This is a genomic window from Anaerolineae bacterium, from assembly GCA_014360855.1.
Classification (GTDB): Bacteria; Chloroflexota; Anaerolineae; order JACIWP01; family JACIWP01; genus JACIWP01.
Window position 1 is genome coordinate 1 of record JACIWP010000040.1, and the last position, 15792, is coordinate 15792.

Below are 15792 nucleotides of genomic sequence, written 5' to 3' on the forward strand. Positions count from 1 at the left end.
CTTGCGCAGCGGCTTCCGCCCTTTTCGCACGAGTTGATTGATGGTCGGCAAGGTCCTACTCCTTTTCTAGGTGTTGAACTACTGCTTTCATCTGTATTGCATCGGCAAGGCCCTCAGAGAGACGTTCTTGAGGGCCTTGCACTACTCGCTCCGCTTTGAGCCACTGTGCAGTGTGTATCGGAGTCAACGAAACACCATTATAACATATAGGTTAAGCTAGCGTCAAATTTAGAAGTCGTCGTCGCCCAGGTCGTCCGGCTCGAACGCCGGCAGAGGACGCCGCTCCTCCGCCAGGCTCGGGGCCGCTTCACCTTCCACCGCCTCCAGCTCCGCGCGCCGCGCCTTGCGCTGGAAGCGCTCCGGGCGGAAGCCGGTCCCGACGGGGATGAGCTTGCCGATGATGACGTTCTCCTTCAAGCCGCGCAGTTCATCCCGCGCGCCGCGCACCGCCGCGTCGGTCAGCACCCGGGTCGTCTCCTGGAAGGATGCCGCCGCCAGGAAGCTGTCGGTGTTCAGGGCCGCCTTGGTGATGCCGAGCAGGACCGCCTGGCCGGTGGCCGGCCGCTTGCCCTGGGCGATCATCTGCTGGTTGATCTCCTCAAATTTGAAGCGATCCACCAGCTCGCCAGGCAGGAAGTCCGTGTCGCCCGGCTCCCGCACCCGCACCCGCCGGAGCATCTGGCGGATGATGATCTCGATGTGCTTGTCATGGATGCTCACGCCCTGGGAGCGGTACACCCGCTGGACTTCCTCCAGCAGGTACATCTGCACCGCATCGCGGCCCAGGATGCGCAGGATTTCTTTCGGGTTCTTGGCGCCTTCAGTGAGCTGGTCGCCGGCCTTTACCATCTGGCCGCGCTCCACACGCAGGCGGGCGGACGGCGAAATCTCGTACTCCACCGACTCCGTCTCCTCCTTGCGGATAATGGCCATCCAGCGGCCGCGCTCGCCCTCTTCCCAGTGGATGATGCCGTCCATGCCGGCGTAGATGAAGTCCTCATCCCCATCGCGGGCGATGAGCGTGTCCTCCTGCACGCGATCCCCATCCTGGACCACGCGCTCATAGCCCGACGGCACCAGGTGCTCCTTGGTCTTCACATGGGTGTTGGTGATCTTGAGCTTGCGCTGATCGCCATCCCAGTAGACATCCACCCGGCCGTCAATATCGGCAATGACCGCCTCGCCCTTCGGGCTGCGGGCCTCAAACAGCTCTTCCACGCGCGGCAGACCCTGGGTGATGTCCTCGCCGGCCACACCACCGGTGTGGAACGTGCGCAGGGTAAGCTGGGTGCCGGGCTCGCCAATGCCCTGGGCGGCGATGATGCCCACCGCCTCACCCACTTTGATGAGGCCGCCGCGCGCTAGGTCGCGCCCATAGCACTTGGCGCAGACGCCGTAGCGCGTGTCGCAGGTCAGCGGCGAGCGCACCCGCACCTTATCCACGCCGGCGATCTCGATCTGGGCCACCTCCGGCTCTTCGATCATCTCGCCGGTGCGAACGATGACGGAGCCATCGCGCGGGTCAATGATGTCTGCCGCCGCCACACGGCCCAGGATGCGCTCCCCGAACTTCTCTTGCATGCGCCGCGAGGAGGCGCGATCGATCCAGATGCCGGCCTTGGTCCCGCAGTCCTCTTCCAGGACGATGACGTCCTGTGCCACGTCCACCAGACGGCGGGTCAGGTAGCCGGCGTCCGCAGTACGCAGAGCGGTGTCCGCCAGACCCTTGCGTGCGCCGTGGGTGGAGAGGAAGTACTCCAGCGCTGTCAGGCCCTCGCGGAAGTTCGAGCGGATGGGCAGAGGGATGATGCGGCCGGAGGGGTCAGCCATCAAACCGCGCATGCCGGCGAGCTGGCGGATGGGCTGGATGCCGCCCTTGGTCGCGCCCGAGGTCGCCATGGCGCCGATGCCGTCCACCGGGTTCATGCGGCGGGCCACCGCCTCGGTGATCTCATCCGTGGCGCGCGTCCACAGCTCCACGATCTTCTGGTACTGCTCCTCCTCGGTGATGAGACCGCGCCGGTACTGGCGCTCGATCTCATCCACGCGCTTGGAGGTGCGCTCGATGACCTCGGCCTTCTCCTCGGGCACGTCAATATCGCTGATAGCGATGGTCATGCCGCTCCGGGTGGCGTACATGAAGCCCAGGCGCTTGATCTCGTCCACGAGTTCGGCAGTACGCTCACGACCCAGGCGCTCATAGCATTCGCTCACCAGGTCATTGAGGGCCTTCTTGTCCATGGTCTTGTTGATGAAGCGCAGTTCTTCCGGCAGGACCATGTTGAAGAGCACGCGGCCCACCGTGGTCTCGATGATATTGCCGCGCGGGCGGTCCGGGGTAATGCCGCGCTTGCGCAGGGCCAGGCGCAGTTCGGCCACACCTTTGGAGTCAATGCCGGTCGCGCTCATCAGCGCGCTGTCGCCCTCGGCGAACTTGTCCAGCAGTTCCCCGACGATGGTGATGCCGGCGGACTCCAGGGCGTTCCGCACCCGGTCGCTGATCGCTAACTCGCTGATGGGGATGAAATCCAGCTTGCTCTCATAGCGCACCTTGATGCGCGCCCGCAGGTCCACCGCACCCAGGCTGTAGGCCAGCTCCACCTCCTCCATACTGCTGAAGAGCTTGCCCTCGCCCTTCACGCCGTCCTTGGGCACGGTCATGTAGTAGCACCCCAGGATCATGTCCTTGGTGGGGCCGACGATGGGTTCGCCGCTGGCCGGCTTGAGCAGGTTCTCGGTCGAGAGCATCAGCTCGCGCGCCTCGCGCACCGCCGCATCGGAAAGCGGCACGTGCACGGCCATCTGATCGCCGTCAAAGTCAGCGTTGAACGCGGCGCACACCAGCGGGTGAATCTGGATGGCATCCCCTTCGATCAGCACCACCTCAAAGGCCTGGATGCCCAAGCGGTGGAGCGTGGGCGCGCGGTTCAACAGCACCGGCCGCTCCTTGGTCACCTCCTCCAGGACGTCCCAGACCTCCTGGTCACCGCGCTCGACCATACGCTTGGCGCTCTTGATGTTGTGGGCGTAGTTGTACTCGACCAGCCGGCGCATTACGAACGGCTTGAACAGCTCCAGCGCCATGCTCTTGGGCAGGCCGCACTGGTGAAGCTTCAGCTCGGGGCCCACCACGATGACGGAGCGGCCGGAGTAGTCCACGCGCTTGCCCAACAGGTTGCGGCGGAAGCGCCCCTGCTTGCCCTTGAGCAGGTCAGAAAGGCTTTTGAGCTTGCGCTTGCCGGAGCGGGAGACGGCCCGGCCGCGCCGGCCGTTGTCGATCAGCGAGTCCACCGCTTCCTGGAGCATGCGCTTCTCATTGCGGATAATGACATCCGGCGCCCCCAGCTCGATCAGGCGCTTGAGCCGGTTGTTGCGGTTGATGACGCGGCGGTACAGGTCGTTCAGGTCGCTGGTGGCGAACCGGCCGCCGTCCAACTGCACCATGGGGCGCAGATCCGGCGGGATGACCGGCAGGACGGTCAGGATCATCCACTCCGGCCGGTTGCCGGATTTGCGGAAGGTCTCCACCACCCGCAGGCGCTTGGCGGCCTTTTTGCGGCGCTGTTTGGAGCGCGTGGTGCGGATCTCGGCATGCAGTTCCGCCGCCATCTTGTCCAGGTCCAGGTGGGAGACCAGCTCGCGGATGGCCTCGGCGCCCATGCCGGCGGTGAAGATATTGCTCCCCCACCGCTCCAGTAGTTCGTAATAGCGGGACTCGGTGATAAGCTCGCCCTCCCGCAGGCTCTTCAGGTCGCGGATATCCTCATCCACCTCCGCCCGCATCTGCTTGATCTGTCGATCGGCCTCCGCTCGCAGAGACTCGATCTCCTTCTCTGCGGCGGCCAGGATTTCCTCACGCTCCACCGCACTGCGGCGGTGGGCGTCCTGCTGTTTCTCCCGCACCTCCAGCTCGATATCCCCGAGGCGATCCTGCACCATCTGGTTCAACTGCGCCAGTTGCGCCTGGGTGATGGTCTCTCCCTTGGGGACCAGTAGGACATCGGCGAAGCTCAACTGGATGTCCCGGTCGGCCGGCCTTCCCAGCCAGCTCTCCAGGTAAGACTGCAGGGCGCGGGCTTCCCCGATGACCTGATCGGTACGGGAGGTCAGCTCATCCTCCAGCGCATCCAGCTCTTCCTGCAGTCGGGTTTCGACCGCCTCCAGGCGCTGGTCACGCTCCTGTTCGATCTCAGCGATCTTGTTGGAGACCTCGCCCTCGATGCGCGCCGCCTTGAGAGCCAGGTCGCGCTCGATGCGCTGAAGGGCGCGCGAGCGGGCTTCCTCGTCCACGTGGGTGATGATGTACTGGGCGAAGTAGAGCACCCGCTCCAGGTTGCGCGGGGAGATATTGAGCAAAAGGCCCAGCCGGCTGGGCACACCCTTGACATACCAGATGTGGCTCACCGGTGAAGCCAGCTCAATATGCCCCATGCGCTCGCGGCGCACGCGCCGCGGCGCGACCTCCACCCCACATTTATCGCACACAATGCCCCGATAGCGCAGCTTCTTATATTTGCCGCAGTAGCATTCCCAGTCCTTTTCGGGGCCGAAGATCTTCTCACAGAACAGCCCGTCCCGTTCCGGACGCAGGGTGCGGTAGTTGATCGTCTCCGGCTTGAGAACTTCGCCGTACGACCACTCGCGAATCTTTTCCGGCGATGCCAGGCTGATTCGAATCGCATCAAAATCGTTTACTTCCATCCGTCTTCTCCTGCGCTGTGTCGCTACACCTGATGATCATTTCTCTCAGCCAGGTAGATCACAGTCCCATATCCATGCCCTTGGGCAGGCTGAGGCCGAAGCCCAGCTTCGGCAGTTTCTCGCCCTGCCCTTCCTGCCCAATCTCAATCACTTCTTCCTTCTCGTTCAACACTTCCACCGAGAGGGCCAGCGACTGCAGTTCTTTCACCAGCACGCGGAAGGACTCCGGCACTCCAGGCGGACGGATCTCCTCGCCCTTGACAATGGCCTCGTAGGTGCGCAGCCGGCCGGAGACATCGTCGGACTTGATGGTCAGCATCTCCTGCAGGGCATAGGCCGCGCCGTAGGCCTCCAGTGCCCAGACCTCCATCTCGCCGAAGCGCTGGCCGCCGAACTGCGCCTTGCCGCCCAGCGGCTGTTGGGTCACGAGCGAGTACGGGCCGATGGAGCGGGCGTGCACCTTGTCCTGCACCAGGTGGGCAAGCTTCAACATGGTGATGATGCCCACTGTGACCGGCTGATCATACGGCTCACCGGTCTTGCCGTCGTACAGCACCATTTTGCCCGATGTGGGCAGAGGCAGATTGGTGCGCTCGCTGACCGCCCGGGCGAAGGCCTGCAGTTCCTCGTCGCTCATCGCCGGGTTCACCTCTTCGCCGCGCATCTTGAGCCATTCGGTCAGGCAGATGCGCACGGCCAGGCGGTTGGACTCCGGAGAGGCGACCCGGTCCTCCGGCCCCATGACAAGCTCGGGGTCGTAGCCCTGTTCCAGGAGCCATTCATCCAGGACGGCGCGCCGCGCATAGCGGCGGTCGCGCGCCAGACGCTCCTGGTCATATCCCCGCCGGCCCAGATGATGCACCAGGTACAGCCGGCGCACTTCCTCATCATCTTGCAGGCTGTTCTCATCAATCCCCGAAGCCTTCACCCACTGCCAGGCTTCCTCGGTGATCTCCCGCCAGCGCCAATCCATCAGCCAGGCACGCGCCAGCTCGGCCGAGATATCTTCCTCGTCCGCGCCGTCGAAGACCGGCGACATAGCGCGGAATCCCAGGCGGTCGGCCGCCCAACCCAGATGCGTCTCCAGAATCTGGCCCAGGTTCATGCGGCCCGGCACACCCAGCGGGTTGAGGATAATCTGGACCGGTGTGCCGTCCTCCAGGAACGGCATATCCTCAATGGGCACCACCTTGGAGATGACGCCTTTGTTGCCATGCCGGCCGGCCATCTTGTCGCCCTCGGTGATCTTGCGCCGCTGGGCGACGCTGACGCGCACCATCTCGTCCACGCCGGCGGGCAGGTCGCGGTGATTGTCACGCGTGAAGACCTTCACATCAATCACCTTGCCGAACTCACCGTGCGGCAGGCGCAGGCAGGAGTCCTTCACATCGCGCGACTTCTCGCCGAAGATAGCATGGAGCAGTTTCTCCTCGGGGGATTTCTCCTTCTCACCGCGCGGGGTCACCTTCCCCACCAGGATATCCCCGGGCTTCACCACTGCGCCGATGCGGATAATGCCGTCCTCATCCAGGTTGCGCAGTGCGTCCTCGCCCACGTTGGGCACGTCGCGCGTGATCTCCTCCGGGCCGAGCTTGGTCTCCCGGGCCTCCACCTCATGTTTCTCGATATGGATGGAGGTGAACTTGTCCTCGCGCACCAGCTCCTCGCTGATAAGGATGGCATCCTCGTAGTTGCCGCCCTCCCAGGACATGAAGGCCACCAGCACGTTCTGGCCCAGCGCCATTTCGCCCTGTTCCGTGGAGCTGGAGTCCGCCAGCACCGTGCCCCTGCGCACCCGCTGGCCCTTGACCACTACTGGCCGCTGATCGATACAGGTGCTCTGGTTGGAGCGCTCGTACTTGCGGAGCTTGTAGACCCGGCGTTCGCCGGCATCGCTCATCACCTCGACCATGTCGCCGGTGACGCTCACCACCTCCCCATCCACGTCACTCACGATGACCTGGCCGGAGTCCACCGCGGCATGATATTCCATGCCCGTGCCCACCAGCGGTGCCTCGGGCCGGATGAGCGGCACCGCCTGGCGCTGCATGTTGGAGCCCATCAGGGCGCGGTTGGCGTCGTCATGCTCCAGGAAGGGGATGAGCGCCGCGGAGACGCTCACGATCTGCTTGGGCGATACATCCATGTACTCCACGCGCATGACCGAGTCGCGGAAGAACTGCTGACTGTGCCGCACGGAGACCCTTTCGTCAACGAATTCCCGCTTCTCGTTGAGCTTGGCGCTGGCCTGCGCGATGGTGTAGCGGTCTTCCATGTCAGCCGCCAGGTACTCGATCTCGTCGGTGGCAAAGGGCCAGACCGGCACCTCGTCGTTCGGCAGAGGGAGTGCCGCTAGGCGTGCGGCCAACTGTTCGTCAATGACCTGCCCGCGTGTGGCGATCGGTTCGTTGGTTTCCGGGTCAATGATGTCCTCGCGCACCCGCCGGCCAATCAGGTCCGGTGAGGTCTTGGGCAGGGTGTTGCGCACCTTGCGGTACGGCGTCTCGATGAAGCCGTACTCGTTCACCCGCGCATACGTGGAGAGCGAACCGATCAGGCCGATGTTCGGGCCTTCGGGCGTCTCAATGGGACAGATGCGGCCGTAGTGGGAATGGTGCACGTCACGCACATCGAAGCCGGCGCGCTCGCGGCGCAGGCCGCCAGGTCCCAGGGCAGAAAGCCGGCGTTTGTGCGTCAGCTCCGCCAGCGGGTTAGTCTGGTCCATGAACTGCGAGAGCTGGCTCCCGCCGAAGAACTCGCGGATGGCCGCCGTCACCGGCCGTGTGTTGATGAGGCTCATGGGCGTCATCTGGTCCGGCTCGCGGATGCTCATGCGCTCGCGCACCACCCGCTCCATGCGCAGGAGGCCGATGCGCATCTGGTTTTGGATCAGCTCGCCCACGGTCTTCACACGGCGGTTGCCCAGGTGGTCGATATCATCCCCGCTCTCCACGCCGTTGTTGACCAGGATCATGTGTTCGACGACCTTGACAAGGTCTTCTTTGGTGAGGGTGCGCTGGGACTTATCAATGGTGAGTCCCAGCCGGCGGTTCAGCTTATGCCGGCCGACCTTGCCCAGGTCATACCGCCGCGGCATGTAGAACAGCGACTCGAAAAAGCTCCGCGCATTGTCCAGCGTCGGAGGATCCCCCGGCCGCAGTTTCTTGTAAATCTCAATGAGCGCCTCGTTCTGGTTCTTAGTGGGATCGCGCTCCAGCGTGCTCTTAATGTACTGATGCTCCGGCACCGTATCCACTTGCTGGAACAGTTCCAGGATCTCCTCATCCGTCTCGAAGCCCATCGCCCGCAGGAGCACGGTCACCGGCAGTTTGCGTTTGCGGTCCACCTTGACCGACAGCACGTCGCGCTTGTTGGTCTCAAACTCCAGCCAGGCGCCCCGGCTGGGGATCAGCTTGGCCATGCACAGCTTGCGGCCGGTGGTGTGGTCCTCCTCCACGGTGAAATAGACGCCGGGCGAGCGAATGAGCTGGGAGACCACGACGCGCTCCGCGCCGTTGATAATAAACGTGCCTTTGTCGGTCATCCAGGGGAAATCCCCCATGAAGACCCACTGCTCCTGAATCTCCCCCAGCTCCCGGTTGATCAGCCGGACCTTGACATACAGCGGGCGCGAGAAGGTCGCGTCGCGCTCGCGGCAGTACTCCTCGGAATCGGTCGGCTCGCGGAACTCATATTCGTCAAAGTAGAGCTCGAAGTTCTTATTGAAGCTCTCAATAGGGTTAATCTCATCAAAGAGCTCGCGCAGCCCCTCTTCGCAGAACCAGCGGAACGAATCGATCTGCACCTCGATGAGTCGGGGCAGTTCGAGCACATCAGGAATCCTTGCGTATGTCTTTCGGGTTACCGCCATAGGCTATCTGGCTCCTCTCTCAAGTGTAAAAGGCCCGTTGCCCTCTTCTTTTCCGAAAATTGAGGGAAGTTCCCCTATCTCTCGGCACGTTGCACCAGCGGAACGGATGTATTTGAGGACAGCTACGTGTGAAACCTGTCAAATCCCAGGCGCGGCACAACCCTGCCAGAGAACTCTGGCAGTTCGAAGGGGCCTTGTGTATCCATTTGTCGTACGTTTTCTCTGACCAGCACTAGGAACGAATGCCGTCCAGGGCGCCGCGTGTTCGAGCCAGGGATTTTTTCAGCAAACAATCATTATAGCATGAATAATAAGGTTGTCAAATTTCAGCGCCGTCGAAATCCCATTCCGCCGACACGCCCGCCCCGCGTTTGCGCTTTTACCTAAACGGGATATAATCGCCACTAGTTCCTGCGCTTTCTCATTCTTCACCGGAGGTGATAACGATGGCCTACATGATCACGGACGAATGCATCGCTTGCGGAGCCTGCGAGCCGGAATGCCCCGTCGGCGCCATTTCCGAGGGCGACGACAAGTACGTCATCGACCCGAACAAGTGCGTGGAATGCGTTGGGTATCACGACTCCCCCAACTGCGCCGCCGTCTGCCCGGTGGATGCGCCTCAGCCTGATCCGGCCCACCCGCGCAAGTAGCCGGCGCTGAAACTCTCGGCGTACACGAAGGCGGTTGAAGCACTCCTCAACCGCCTTTTTTCTGTCCCTAGAATTCGAAGCGCTCCAGGTCATGGGCGATACAGACGGGGCCGGCATACACTTCTTGCGCCTCTCTCTGCCACAGCTCCTCATCCCCATCGGACCCATCGTTGGAGAGGTGCACCAGCACCAGGCGCTTCGCATTCATCGCCCGCGCTATCTCGCCGGCCTGGCGCGGGGAAGAATGCCCCTGAAAGTTCCCCGTCGCCTCATGCAGGAGCAGGTCCGCCCCGGCCCCCAGACGCACCAGCGCATCACATGGCTCTGTGTCGCTGGAATAGACCATCACCGCTCCGCTGGCCTTATGCTCGATGCGCAGTGCCACACAGGCCACCATATGCGCCACCGGGCTGGAGTATACGCGGAAATCCTCCGTTTCCAACACCATGGTGCGTTCTATGAGCGGGATGGCATGAAACACCGTGCCGAACAGCGCCGGCCAATCGGTGGCATCCACCACCTCTAACAGGGAAGCGACCGACGCCACCGCCTTCAGCGGCCCATAAATCTCCAGGTCATCCTGCCGGCCCAAAAGCCACATCCCCAGGATCAGGATGGGCACCCCATAGATATGGTCAGGGTGATGATGCGTCACAATCAGGGCGCGCAGAGAAGTAGGGTCCACCCCCATCTGGCGCAGTCGCTGGATCGGACTGCCGGCGCAGTCGATCAACAGTACCGACTTTTCCCCCCGTACCGCCAGATAGGTGTTATCCCGCTTCGCACTGGGCAGTGCCCCGCCCGACCCCAATACCAGCACCTCAGGCATCCACACACGCCTCAATCATGGAATGGAAAATCGCTGTACGGCAGACGCGAATGCACAGCGCCTCTCACAGCGGCTGCCGGCCGTTGTCCGTCTTGCGCCAGACGGTATAAATCCGCTGCCAGGCGGTCAGATGGGCCAGCACAGCCAGCACCCACAACCCGATGTCCATCCTTTGCACCAGGAGGAATACGATCAACAACAGCGTGCGCTCGACGCGGGTCAGCAGGCCCTCTTTGCATTCCACACCCACGCCCTCCGCACGCGCCCGTGTATAGCTGACCAGCAGGGAACCGATGGCGGCCGCGAAGGCCAGCAGAACCAGATGGGACTGAGCAGTACGAAGGTAGTATGCCGCAAGGCCGAAGTACAAACTGGCCTCGGAATAGCGGTCAATGGTGGAATCCCAGAAGGCGCCGAAGGTGCTGACTTTGCCGGTCTGTCGGGCCAGCGCGCCATCCAGCGCGTCAAAGGCATTGGCGAAGGCCACCGCCAGGCCGCCCCAGAAGAATTCTCCCAGGTACAGCAGGTACGCTGCACCCATGTTCAACATCAGGCCCAGAAAGGTCAGGCCGTTGGGGGTCAATCCCAGCGCCGCCAGTGCTCTGGCAATGGGGTCCACAGCCCATCGGAAGCTCTTGCGGGCCCAATCGGTCAACATAGTGAAGATGACGCTCCCATCGAGTTTCTGTGCTCGCCGGCAATCTTACTGGAAAAGATACGCGCTGTCAAACCCTGCCGGCCCGGGAGCGCCCCCTTCACCCCTACCGCAGTGCACTGCGCGGCATCACCTCCCACTGGACCTCCACAATGCCGTTGCGCACACCGTAGAGATAATCATGCTTGTACACGGTCAGATCGCCGTACCCGACGATCAAGTCAATCTTATCGCCCACCCGCAGGGGCACTTCGGGGCCGGCCAGCTCCAGGATGCCGTGCTCGGCCGACAGGACCCCCACGCGCGCCCCGGGCACTCCCACCACTTCCGGTGTGGAGACGATATTGTCTATCGCTTTGCGGCCGGCATCGCACACGGCGCGCCTGGCCGTCGGCCGGCTGATGATCGTGGTCAGCAGGAAAAGCGACGGCTCCAACGGCACCCCCCACCGGCGGTAGGTCACGTCGGTGAACACCGCGCCGCCGGCCTGGATCTCCGTCACCCCCGGGATGCCCGCCGTGATCCAGTAGCTCCCGCTCCCCCCGCACGAGACAATGTCCACCGGCAGGCCGGCCTGCCGCGCCATTTCGGCGGTGCGCACCAGCCTGCCGACCGATTCCGTGCAGACGCGGCGCTTTTCCTCCTTGTCCGGGATGGCCACGACATGGCCCTCCCACGACATGAAACCAGTGAAGCGCAGTCCCGGCAGTTCCGCCACTTGGCCGGCAAAACGCACCCCCGCTTCCCCTGGCTCCACGCCGCAACGGTTCATGCCGGTGTTGACTTCCACCAGGACGCGCACCTGTACGCCGGCCTCCTGCGCCGCGCGGGAAATCTCTTGGGCGTTCTCCAGGCTGTCCACCGCCACCATGACGTCAGCCGTCTTCCGCAAGTAGACCAGCCGGCGCACCTTTTGCTCGCCCACTACTTGATTGGCCACCAGGATATCGCGGATGCCGGCCGCCGCCAGCACCTCCGCCTCCCCCAGCTTGGCACAGGTGACGCCGTGAGCGCCGGCCTCCAGGAGCTTATGGGCAATGGCCGGCACCTTGATCCCTTTCATATGCGGCCGCCACCCCACCCCCGAGCGCCGGAAAAAGTCCGCCAGCACCTGGATATTGCGCTCCATAATGTCCAGGTCCACCCACAAGGCGGGGGTATCCAGCGCTTCCTTTGGGAAGCCGACCTGACTGCAGGCTTTGCACATAATATGCCCTCTCCATCGCAATGCATCAGCGAATGTCGAGGGCATATTACTACCACTTGCTTCGATTGTCAACTTGTCCTACCATCAGTCCGCAATATGGTAGCGGTGCTCCGCCGGCGTATGGCGCCGGATGAAATCCAGCGCCGCCCGCCAGACCCGCTCGCGCTCCGCATCCACCGTCACGCAGTGGCCCGAATGTACCATCAGCAGTTCCTTGCTCGCGGAGCGGACGGCAGAGTACAGCTCCCGGGCGGAGGCCGGCGGCACCAGGCTGTCCTGATCACCCTGCACGATCAGGATGGGAGCCTGTATATCACGCAGGCGCGGCCGCACCTGCCGCATGAGCTTCATCATCTCATGGGCTGAGCGCGTGGGATAGACCTCGTAGCTCCACAGCCGGCCAAAGGTCTCCGGGTCCACATAGTCTGCCTTTTCGGGCGGTTCCTTCTCAATGTAGCGCAGGAAATGTTTGGCGATAGGAACGAGGGGGAACAGGCGACTACTGACCCGGATCGCCGCGGCCATCGCGATAAGGCCCTGCACTGGATAACGCTCCCCCAGGTACAGGGCCAGCAGGCCGCCCATGGACAGCCCGCCCACAAAGACGACCGGACACTGCCCTTGTAGCTGTCGCAGGCCCTCCTCCGCCGCGCCGGCCCAATCCCGCCAGGTCGTGCGCTCCATATCCTCCACCTGGGTCCCGTGCCCCGGCAGGAGAATGCCGGAGACCGTCAGGCCGTGTGCCGCCAAGAACTCCCCCATCGGCCGCATCTCCGCCGGCGCGCCCGTAAAGCCGTGGATCAGGAGACAGCCGACGGGGCCGCCGGCAAAAAAGAAGGGCGAGGGGTCCAGCCAGGGATGCCGTGCCATGCATCACCTCCTTGTGAAGCGAGAGGCCCGTGCAAGCAAAGAAAAGATATTATGAGGGCACTGGCGGCTCCAGTGCCCTCATCACCTGCGGCCTTGGACTGCGCTTATTCCGCCGGCTTCCAGCGCAGGATCGGATTGCGCGCCGCCCCGACCTCATCGAGCCGGCTCACCGGCGTGTTGTGCGGCGCCTCATGCAGGAGCTCCGGATTGGTCTTCGCCTCCTCGGCGATGCGGAGCAGCGCATCGGCGAAGTAATCCAGACTCTCCAAGCTCTCCGTCTCCGTGGGCTCAATCATCAACGCCTCGGGCACGATGAGCGGGAAGTAGTTGGTGGGCGGATGCACGCCGTAGTCAATAAGCCGCTTAGAGATGTCCAGCGCATGGATGTCCGGGGCATCCTTAAGCTTGCCCTCCACCACAAACTCGTGCTTGCACAGGCGGTCGTACGGCAGAGGATAGACCTTCTTGACCTTGGCCATGAGATAGTTGGCGTTGATGACCGCGTTCTCCGCCACGCGGCGCATGCCCTCGGCGCCCAACATGCGGATATAGGTATAGGCCTTGATCATCACGCCGAACTGGCCGTAGAAGGTCTTGACGCGCCCGATGCTCTTCGCCGGCATGACCAGGCGGAAGAAGACCTCGACCATTTCCTCTTCGTCGTCGTGGGCATGGCCGGCATGTTCTTCCTCGCCCACCACCTGGATATCCACGATGGGGCCGGGCAGATAGGGCACCAGCTTTTCCACCACGCCCACCGGACCACTGCCTGGGCCGCCGCCGCCGTGCGGCGTGGAGAAGGTCTTGTGCAGGTTGAAGTGCATGACGTCAATGCCCAGGTCCGCCGGCTTGACGATGCCGAGCATGGCGTTCATGTTGGCGCCGTCGCCGTACATCAGGCCGCCGGCTTCGTGCACCAGCCGGCTCACCTCGCAGACATGCTCATCGAACAGCCCCAACGTGTTGGGGTTCGTGAGCATCAGGCCGACGACGCGGTCGTTCAGGTTGGCCTTCAGATGCTCCAGGTCCACGTTGCCGCGCTCGTCGGATTTGATCTCCACCACTCTGAAGCCGGCCATAGCCGTGGAAGCGGGGTTGGTGCCGTGGGCCGAATCGGGGATGAGGATGGTATCCCGCTGGGTCTCGCCCTGATCGTGCAGATAGGCGCGCATGATCAGGATGCCGGTGAGTTCCCCGTGGGCGCCGGCCGCCGGCTGAAGGGAGACGCCGGCGAACCCGCTGATGGCCTTCAGCATCTCCTGCAGTTCCCACATCAACTGCAGGTTGCCCTGCACCTGGTCCTCCGGCTGATACGGATGGGTGTACACGAAGCCGGGCAGACGAGCCGCCACCTCATTGACCTTCGGGTTGTACTTCATGGTGCAGGAGCCCAGGGGATATATCCCCAGGTCCACGCCGTAATTCATGCGGGACAGGCGCACGAAATGGCGCACCACATCCACTTCCGAGACCTCCGGCAGGGGCAGGTCCTCACGGCACAGCTCCGCCGGGATATCCGCCGGCGGCACATCCAGCTCCGGCAGGGTAGCTCCCACGCGGCCAGGCGAGCTTAACTCGAAGATCAAGGGTTCGACAATCTTAGCCATTGCTCGCCACCTCCCGCAGTGCTTCCACCAGCGCGTCGATCTCGTCGCGCGTGTTCATCTCCGTCACTGCAAACATCAGGCTGTCCTCCAGCCCAGGGCACACCTTTCCCACCTCAAAACCGCCGACGATGCCCCATTCTTCATACAGATAGCGGTTGATCTCCGTCGCCGGCTTCGGACAGCGCACCACGAACTCGTTAAAGAAGGGCTTGTCCGACAGCAGGCGGTAGCCGGGGATCTCGGCGATCCTCCGGGCGGCATAGTGCGCCTTGTGATAGCACAGCTCCGCCACCTTGCGCAGGCCCTGCTTGCCCAGCGCCGACATGTACACGGCCGCGGCCAGGGCATTCAACCCCTGGTTGGTGCAGATGTTGGAGGTGGCCTTCTCGCGGCGGATGTGCTGTTCGCGGGTGGAGAGGGTGAGCACGAAGCCCCGCCGGCCCTGCGTGTCCACCGTCTGCCCCACCAGCCGGCCGGCCATACGGCGGACATACTCCTCCTTGCAGGCGAAGAAGCCCAGGTACGGCCCGCCGAAGCTGAGCGGGCTACCCAGGGACTGCCCCTCGCCCAGGACGATGTCCGCGCCGTATTCCGCCGGCGGCTTCAGCAGGCCCAGTGAGATGGGATAGGCCACGACGATGAAGAGCGCGCCGGCCTGGTGCGCCTTATCCGCCAGGGCCTGGAGGGCGCCGTAATCCTCAATGGTGCCGAAAAAGTCGGGCACCTGGACGATGACGCCGGCGGTGTTGCTGTCAATCAGGCCGGCGATGTCCTCCAGGGACGCATGCGGGTTCTCATCGCCCACGACCTGGATATCCATGCCCTGCACGTAGGTGCGCACCACCTGGACATATTCGGGGTGCAGGCGGGGCGAGACCACGATGCGCCGGCGCTTGCCCTTCCCGACCGCCACCGCCATGATAACCGCTTCCGCCGTGGCGGTGCCGCCGTCGTAGTGCGAGGCGTTGGCGACATCCATGCCGGTGAGCATGCAGATCATGGTCTGATATTCGAAGGCCGCCTGCAGGGTCCCCTGGCTGACCTCTGGCTGGTAGGGCGTGTAGGCCGTGTAGAATTCCGAGCGGCTGATGATGGTGTCCACGACGCTAGGGATGAAGTGATAGTACGCGCCGGCGCCCAGGAAGCTGGGGGTGTGCAGGAGATCCACGTTCGACTCGCTCATCTCCTGCAGTTCGCGCAGTACCTCCATCTCCGAGACCGGCTCTGGCAGTTCGATCTGCGGATAGCGCAGTTCCTTTGGAACGTCGTAGAACAGGTCATCTACGCTCTCCACACCGATGACGGCCAGCATCTTGGCACGGTCTTTATCGGTATTGGGAACGTATACCATCAGTGTCCCCCTTTCTCCTCTTCCTCTTTGACAAACTTCTCGTACGCA

8 protein-coding genes and 1 pseudogene are annotated in these 15792 nt (G+C 63.3%); 1 reads left to right on the plus strand and 8 read right to left on the minus strand.

The annotated features are described in order from the left end of the window. Positions 1-369: 369 nt before the first annotated feature. A pseudogene (locus H5T60_03610) lies at positions 370-4701 on the minus strand (DNA-directed RNA polymerase subunit beta'). Positions 4702-4759: 58 nt separating this feature from the next. Then, a complete protein-coding gene (locus H5T60_03615) occupies positions 4760-8572 on the minus strand; it encodes a DNA-directed RNA polymerase subunit beta (protein ID MBC7241518.1) in 3813 nt (1270 codons plus the stop codon). A gap of 446 nt (positions 8573-9018) precedes the next feature. On the opposite strand from H5T60_03615, the gene H5T60_03620 reads away from it, so the two are divergent. Continuing rightward, positions 9019-9225, plus strand: a complete 207-nt coding sequence (locus H5T60_03620) for a YfhL family 4Fe-4S dicluster ferredoxin (GenBank protein ID MBC7241519.1) — start codon at positions 9019-9021, stop codon at positions 9223-9225. A gap of 67 nt (positions 9226-9292) precedes the next feature. On the opposite strand, the gene H5T60_03625 is transcribed toward H5T60_03620, so the two are convergent. The 6 genes from H5T60_03625 to gcvPA form a co-directional block, all read right to left on the minus strand. After that, complete coding sequence (locus tag H5T60_03625) at positions 9293-10054, minus strand: MBL fold metallo-hydrolase (GenBank protein ID MBC7241520.1); 762 nt, start codon at positions 10052-10054, stop codon at positions 9293-9295. Between the two features lie 64 nt (positions 10055-10118). Then, positions 10119-10712 (minus strand): CDP-alcohol phosphatidyltransferase family protein, encoded by a 594-nt coding sequence (locus H5T60_03630; protein ID MBC7241521.1) that lies wholly within the window; start codon positions 10710-10712, stop codon positions 10119-10121. A 103-nt stretch (positions 10713-10815) separates the two neighbouring features. Continuing rightward, positions 10816-11916 carry a DSD1 family PLP-dependent enzyme gene (locus tag H5T60_03635; GenBank protein MBC7241522.1) on the minus strand — a complete coding sequence of 367 codons (1101 nt, stop codon included), beginning with the start codon at positions 11914-11916 and terminating at the stop codon, positions 10816-10818. An 84-nt stretch (positions 11917-12000) separates the two neighbouring features. Then, on the minus strand, positions 12001-12786 hold the full coding sequence (locus tag H5T60_03640; GenBank protein MBC7241523.1) for an alpha/beta fold hydrolase: 786 nt from the start codon (positions 12784-12786) through the stop codon (positions 12001-12003). A gap of 104 nt (positions 12787-12890) precedes the next feature. Continuing rightward, positions 12891-14393: an aminomethyl-transferring glycine dehydrogenase subunit GcvPB gene (gene gcvPB / locus H5T60_03645; protein ID MBC7241524.1), complete on the minus strand. Its 1503-nt coding sequence runs from the start codon at positions 14391-14393 to the stop codon at positions 12891-12893. Next, positions 14386-15744: an aminomethyl-transferring glycine dehydrogenase subunit GcvPA gene (gcvPA, locus tag H5T60_03650; protein MBC7241525.1), complete on the minus strand. Its 1359-nt coding sequence runs from the start codon at positions 15742-15744 to the stop codon at positions 14386-14388. The genes gcvPB and gcvPA overlap by 8 nt, the downstream gene beginning before the upstream one ends. Positions 15745-15792 lie beyond the last annotated feature (48 nt).

Bases quoted from the DNA above. Each gene is read 5' to 3' on its own strand.
- H5T60_03615 (MBC7241518.1), bottom strand. From the start codon at position 8,572: ATGGCGGTAACCCGAAAGACATACGCAAGGATTCCTGATGTGCTCGAA.
- H5T60_03620 (MBC7241519.1), top strand. From the start codon at position 9,019: ATGGCCTACATGATCACGGACGAATGCATCGCTTGCGGAGCCTGCGAG.
- H5T60_03625 (MBC7241520.1), bottom strand. From the start codon at position 10,054: ATGCCTGAGGTGCTGGTATTGGGGTCGGGCGGGGCACTGCCCAGTGCG.
- H5T60_03630 (MBC7241521.1), bottom strand. From the start codon at position 10,712: ATGTTGACCGATTGGGCCCGCAAGAGCTTCCGATGGGCTGTGGACCCC.
- H5T60_03635 (MBC7241522.1), bottom strand. From the start codon at position 11,916: ATGTGCAAAGCCTGCAGTCAGGTCGGCTTCCCAAAGGAAGCGCTGGAT.
- H5T60_03640 (MBC7241523.1), bottom strand. From the start codon at position 12,786: ATGGCACGGCATCCCTGGCTGGACCCCTCGCCCTTCTTTTTTGCCGGC.
- gcvPB (MBC7241524.1), bottom strand. From the start codon at position 14,393: ATGGCTAAGATTGTCGAACCCTTGATCTTCGAGTTAAGCTCGCCTGGC.
- gcvPA (MBC7241525.1), bottom strand. From the start codon at position 15,744: ATGGTATACGTTCCCAATACCGATAAAGACCGTGCCAAGATGCTGGCC.